Annotated in this window: 5 protein-coding genes and 2 pseudogenes; 4 read left to right on the forward strand and 3 right to left on the reverse strand. The window is 41.9% G+C overall.

Annotated features, from left to right (window positions below):
• Positions 1-201 (forward strand): annotated as a pseudogene (locus PX482_RS12825) (hypothetical protein); the annotation flags it as partial.
• Positions 194-490 (forward strand): DUF4164 family protein, encoded by a 297-nt coding sequence (locus PX482_RS12830; protein WP_002761686.1) that lies wholly within the window; start codon positions 194-196, stop codon positions 488-490. The pseudogene PX482_RS12825 and the gene PX482_RS12830, both read left to right, overlap by 8 nt.
• Before the next feature lie 143 nt (positions 491-633).
• Here PX482_RS12830 and PX482_RS12835 read toward each other — a convergent pair whose 3' ends face one another.
• Together PX482_RS12835 and PX482_RS12840 are read right to left on the reverse strand one after the other, a co-directional pair.
• Positions 634-2,190, reverse strand: coding sequence for an AAA-like domain-containing protein (locus tag PX482_RS12835; RefSeq protein WP_288094079.1), 1,557 nt, complete (start codon positions 2,188-2,190; stop codon positions 634-636).
• A 70-nt stretch (positions 2,191-2,260) separates the two neighbouring features.
• Entirely contained in the window at positions 2,261-2,545 is a 285-nt protein-coding gene (locus PX482_RS12840; RefSeq protein WP_002761688.1) for a hypothetical protein, read from the reverse strand.
• Between the two features lie 175 nt (positions 2,546-2,720).
• On the opposite strand from PX482_RS12840, the gene PX482_RS12845 reads away from it, so the two are divergent.
• Positions 2,721-3,311 carry a Uma2 family endonuclease gene (locus PX482_RS12845; RefSeq protein WP_288122519.1) on the forward strand — a complete coding sequence of 197 codons (591 nt, stop codon included), beginning with the start codon at positions 2,721-2,723 and terminating at the stop codon, positions 3,309-3,311.
• Between the two features lie 37 nt (positions 3,312-3,348).
• Here PX482_RS12845 and PX482_RS12850 read toward each other — a convergent pair.
• Positions 3,349-3,483: pseudogene (locus PX482_RS12850) on the reverse strand (recombinase family protein); the annotation flags it as partial.
• Positions 3,484-3,873: 390 nt separating this feature from the next.
• Here PX482_RS12850 and PX482_RS12855 point away from each other — a divergent pair.
• Positions 3,874-5,982, forward strand: a 2,109-nt coding sequence (locus PX482_RS12855) for a chloride channel protein (protein ID WP_288122521.1), incomplete at its 3' end; no start/stop codon positions are given.

Here is a 5,982-nt window from a genome sequence, read left to right on the forward strand (position 1 = left end):
ACCCTTATAGAGAAAGGCATTTAGCGATTTTTGTCAATTGTTTTTTATCTAGAGCGAACTAATCAATTAAGTCTCTTGCCAGATAAGGATTTAGTCGATTTATGCCCCCCTATCGAACCATACCAAGTAACGAAGAACCTCTTATTTTTTCAGCAAGCCCTAATTAAAGTTATCAAAAGTAGGAGTTTAGCAAATGTCTAACGAAACCGTAACTTATTCCCTTGAAACTGTCCTGACAAGGATTGAGGGAAAAATCGACTCTTTACAAAGAGATGTTAATGAGCGTCTCACTAAGCTAGAGATAGGACAATCAGAAATAAGAGGGGATATTAAAGCCCTAGATTCTAAAGTTATGGAAATAGAAAAGCGTATTGACGACCTGAATGCACGGGTTAATATTAGCACTAATGGGTTTCTTGGCATTGTCGGAATTTTGGTGACAGGAATACTAGGCATTCTGGGAAAAATCGTCTTTTTCCCTAATACCTAAAAGTTATCCCTAATGGTAATTCGTCCAGATTTGTTTACTCTACAATTTTCAAGGATACAGAGAAAAACAATCTGCAAAAATCCCTCTTTCCTTTCTCCTCTCTGCGACTGTAGCGCCTCTGCGTGAAACAAAAAATATAACAATCATGCCCTAATCACAGTAATTCTATATTGATTTTCTGTCACCACAACTTCAGTGGATAATCTTTCTTCCATTGGTAAAGCATTTTTCCTCCTATCAAAGATAAATAACCAACCAAAATCTAAACCCAAACGCCCTAAATAAGATTCTAATTGTTCAATTCCATCAGCTTGAGGATCGCGTTTTTTATCCCGCCATACTTTTAATTCAATCCCTAAAATTACATCTTTATAACTCAGACATAAATCCATTCTATCGCTACCAATTGCATATTCCCTTTCTAAAACTCCCCCACCATTCACCACACGATGTAAAAAAGCCATTAATACTATATGTGGGGCAATTTCATGGTAAGCAGCACTACTTAATAATGGTTCGACCTGTTGTCGCCAAAACTTGAGAAATGCTGTTAATAAAGCATCAATATTTAATTCACCTTTTGCCGTCAACCAACTAGGACTAATTAAAGGTAAACTGTCTTGAGTTCCTTGGAATAAAACGCGGGGAATTACTTCACGATAAATGGGATTAGAAATAACTAATCCTCCCCTTGGATCACGTCGTAATAGTCCTAAATCTATTAAATATTGGCGATCATCTGCTAGGGTATCGGGTAAGGTTTGCCCTGCTAAAATCGGTTCAATAATGTTTTTCACTCGTTTTTCTCTGAGTTTTTCCGCCAAACTATCTAAATGAGTATCCTGACGAGCAATTAATATTTCCTTAGCTTGTAAAATGTTTTCTTCGGTAATAGCAATACTTCTATCTTTTACCATTTTTTCTACAATTTCTTTAGCTAAAGCATTGACTAACGAAGGTTGTCCTTGAGTTAAATCAAACGCTGTTTCTATAGCTTCTGGTGTGAAAATTTGTCCAGTTGCTGCTGTATGTTGTTGATATAATTCTCCCACTTCTGCAAGATTAAAATTTCGCATAGTCAGAGAAGCCACTTTGATATTAAAAGGACTAGATGTATTTAATCTATCACTACCACCAGATGCTACTTTATAATCTCTCACATCTCGTAAACCAATTAATCCTACTGAGGTCGGGAAATTTTCTGGACGTTTAGGAAAACCATCTCTTAACTGTCGTAAAATAGAAATTAATGTTTGGTCTTGTAAAGAATCAATTTCATCTATAAATAATACTAAAGGTCGATTTATAGCTTTTGCCCAACCTCTTAAAAAAGCCTTAATTCTATTTCCTGGTTCTTCCTGCTGCCATTGTTTAACAGGTGGTTGTAATTCGGTCGGTAAACTATCTTGAATTGTATTATACCAAGTTCCTAAAATTGCTAATTCTGCGGCAGTAGGATCATGATTAAATGGACTTCCTACTTCCACTGATACCATGACTGCGGCATAATTTCCTCTATCGGTAAGTTGTTGTGCTAGAGCTAACATTGCGGTGGTTTTCCCTGTTTGTCGTGGTGCGTGAAGGACAAAATAACTACGTTGTTGAATTAGCTCCTCTAAATCTGGTAATCGTACTGTGGGAGATAGCATATAGTGGATATCGTCTTTACAGGGACCGGCAATATTAAACCAGCGAGTCATAGAATTTTGGCAGTGGGTGAACTCTTTAAGTTTACACTATCTATAATTATGTTGGTATCAAGCAAGATTTTCACAGGTTATGTTTCTCCTTTAAATATTCCCATTTAGCTTGATCTGGATCAAAATCAGGAGGTGCAGGTTGGGTTTTCTCAAACCAGTTTTGCAAAACCTTGATTTTAGTTGGTCTTTTTGGTGTTTCTGGTGCTGGTTCAGTGGTTGGGGTTGTGGTATGATCAAGGGTATCTGTGGCTGCCCAAACTACAATTTCCACGTTTCTGGGGGGTAAATTCAGGGGTTGGGTAATCAGCAAGTTACCAGATTGATCAATTTTTCCTTTGAGTTTGTATGCTTGCATGATGTTTTTTTAGGACTTACGCAAGACGTGGCTGAACGCCTTATTCTTGCGTAGGGGTAATTCATGAATTACCCCTACTTTCGGTCTTTTTTGCGTAAGTCCTGTTTTTATGATAATCTATTTTTAGATGATATCATATTGATAAAAATTCACTCTCTAAATTTGGGTTTAAATTATGATAACTACACTCATTGAACGGGAAGCAGAACCAATTTTAATTAGTGACCTAACCTGGAGAGAATTTAAAGCTGTTGAACAGCTAATTGAGCGCCCAGGGTTAAGGTTATCTTTTTTAGATGGAGTTTTGGAGATTAGAAAAATGCCAGGGAAAAAACACGAAACCATCAAAGAACGTATTGGTGCTTTACTAGAAATTTATTTAGAATTTTTGGGATTAGATTTTACTCCTACTGGTTCTGTCACCTTAGAAAATGAATTTGAAAAGGTTAAAAGAGAAGGTGATAAATCCTATGAGTTGGGAGCAAATAGAAAACATCCTGATTTAGTGATTGAGGTGGTTGTTAGTAGTGGAGGAATTAATAAACTGGAAGCATACAAACGGTTACAAATTCCTGAAGTTTGGTTTTGGACGAATGATGAGTTATTGTTTTATAGTTTAGGAAATGAGGGATATGAAGCTGTTAGTAAATCGCAACTTTTACCGAGTTTAGATGTAGGTTTATTGATGCGTTGTATTAATACAGAAAATCATGCTCAAGCACTGCGGGAATTTAGAGCAGGGATAAAAATTATTGAACCAACATAATTGGGGTCAACTAGAATTTTGGCTAATTGTTGGCGATTATCCCACTGCCTACTTCTTCGACAACTTTGTAGATTTTGTGGCCTCTAGCAACAGCATAATCTTTTAATCGGTCAGCTTGTCTATCTAGATTGTCTTTATTTTCGGCGCTGGAAACTCTTGCATAAGTGCCAGCTATCAAGTCGGGTTTTGAATGGTTGTCATCCGTTATGATAATTGTACCAGAAGGCAATTGATAGCCTGTTAAATTCCCTTGTTTCCACCACCTCCAAGCCGTTCGATAACTTATTCCTGTTTTTTTTGCCTAGTCTGATAGTTTCCTGTCCACATATTGCCATGCTTGACTATATCTGATTATATTTCTCTTGAAACTTTAAAATACCCTCCGCTCAAAGACAGGGACAACCTTTGATCCTAGCCCATCGATAGAAAAACTACTATTAGGGCCACTGGTAGCAACAAGGTGAACGGTGACAGAACTTAACGGCCTATGATTAAAGAAACGAGGAATCAGAACCCTAAATAAATCCTCGCTCCGCCATTGCCTTGATTCTCCCTGATAATTATGGGACTTTTTGCCCGTCACCAAAACCTCCGTCAGTGGTTTAAATCCCAACACTTCGGACGTAGCGCAACCGATAGTCGCTATGCTTTACTGGTAGCCTGTTTAATCGGAATTCTCTCCGCCCTTGCCGCTATTATCCTGAAATTGGGTATCGGTTGGTTAGGTGGTTGGCGGGTGCATCTAGTAGCCAATTCCTCTCCTTTCCTAGTTTTGCCCCTCGGCGGTTTTCTGCTCGGTTACAGTGCCGGTTGGATTGTCGAACACTTCTCCCCCGCGGCCGCCGGGGGTGGTATTCCCCAAGTAAAAGCGGCCTTAGCTAAATATCCTTTGCCCCTGTCTTGGCGGGTCGCCCTAGTAAAAATGATCGGGGCGATCCTGATCCTTGGCGGTGGTTTAACCCTTGGTCGTCGCGCCCCTACGGTACACATCGGAGCAGCCCTAGCGGCCCAATTAAGCGTCTGGCTGCCCACCAGTCCCGATCACCGTCGTCAGATGATCGCAGCCGGGGCAGCCGCGGGGTTAGCCGCCGGTTTTACTACTCCCATCGCCGGCGTCCTCTTTGTGATCGAGGAATTAATGCGCGATGTTTCTAGTATGACCCTAGAAACGGCGATCGTGGCTTCCTTTACCGGGGCCGTGGTTTCGATGATGCTGCAGAATACCCCCTCGATCATCACTGAATATGCCAATATTAGCTTCTCTGCCCAAGAAATACCCATTTATTGCCTTTTGGGGGTTTTAGCGGGCTTATTGGGGGCTTTATTCAATCAAGGCATCCTTTTTTGTAGCCAGCTGCAGCGGCGTTGGCGGTTATCTCTGGCTTGGCGCATCGGTCTGGTCAGCTGGTTATCGGGAACGGTAGTGGCCTTTTTACCCGACTTTTTTCGGGATAATACGGGTTTACGCGAATTTTTGCTGGCAGGGGAATTAAGTTGGCAGAATACCGCCCTCGCTTTTGTGGTCTATTTTTTCCTGACGATGATCTCCTATAGTTCCGGCGCTCCGGGAGGACTCCTCGCCCCCGCTTTGGTGTTGGGATCCTGCTTGGGGTTTCTGGTGGGGGGAATCGAGACGAAAATGATGGGTTTCGGCAGCGAACCTAGTTATACTTTAGCCGGTATGGGGGCTTTTTTTACGGGAGTAGTCAGGGTTCCGGTAACGGCGATCGTGATTGTCTTTGAACTGCATCGCAATTTTAATATTGTGCTGCCCCTGATGTTGACCTGTGCCGTTTCTTATATCACTGCCGAAAGCATTCACCCCGGTTCCCTCTATCAGCATTTACTTTCCGCTAGTGGTATTATTCTCAACGAAGAAACCCCTTCTAATGATGTGTTGGCCCATCTGTCGGCTATGGATGTGATGCAATCGCAGGTGGAAATTCTGCCGGCGGATTTACCCCTGGGGGAAGTGGTGAAAATTATGTCCCGTTCCCATCATCGCGGTTTTCCCGTGGTGGAACAGGGGCGACTATTGGGGATTTTTACCCAAAGTGATCTGGATAAATGGCGATCAAAAAACAGTCAAACAGTCCTACGGGAGATCATGACTCCCAATCCGATTACTGTGGCCCCCCAGGCAGCTTTAACCGATGTTTTATTTCTCTTAAATCGCTATCAGCTTTCCCGTTTACCCGTTACCGACGGTCAAAAACTGGTGGGGATCATCACCCGCACCGATATTATTCGGGTGGAAGCCGATCAATTGGGGGGAGTTTGTCAACTGCCCCAACCCAGTACCCCTTCCTATGTGGTTTATCAAACTCGTTCCCCAGCTGTGGGAATAGGCCGGATTTTATTACCTATTGCCAATCCTGACACCGCTACTGCTTTGTTTAAAATTGCTGCTGCGATCGCCAGTGAACGCAATTATGAGATAGATTGTCTCTATGTGATTACTGTGCCTCGTCTTAGTTCTCCGGCGGAAGTAAAGGTAGATACACGGGAAGGACGCAAATTACTTCATCGTCTGGAAAGATTAGCCCGACAGCAGCATATCTCTGTTCATACACAAATTTCTGTGGCTCAGGATATCGCCGACGGGATTTTAGCCACGATTCGCGAACGACACAGCAATTTATTAATTATGGGTTGGACGGGGGAAAAATCC

The sequence above is a fragment of the Microcystis sp. M53602_WE12 genome (assembly GCF_030065455.1).
Classification (GTDB): Bacteria; Cyanobacteriota; Cyanobacteriia; order Cyanobacteriales; family Microcystaceae; genus Microcystis; species Microcystis aeruginosa.

Excerpts from the sequence above, each read along its gene's own strand:
- PX482_RS12830 (WP_002761686.1), top strand. The coding sequence starts at position 194 with ATGTCTAACGAAACCGTAACTTATTCCCTTGAAACTGTCCTGACAAGG.
- PX482_RS12835 (WP_288094079.1), bottom strand. The coding sequence starts at position 2,190 with ATGACTCGCTGGTTTAATATTGCCGGTCCCTGTAAAGACGATATCCAC.
- PX482_RS12840 (WP_002761688.1), bottom strand. The coding sequence starts at position 2,545 with ATGCAAGCATACAAACTCAAAGGAAAAATTGATCAATCTGGTAACTTG.
- PX482_RS12845 (WP_288122519.1), top strand. The coding sequence starts at position 2,721 with ATGATAACTACACTCATTGAACGGGAAGCAGAACCAATTTTAATTAGT.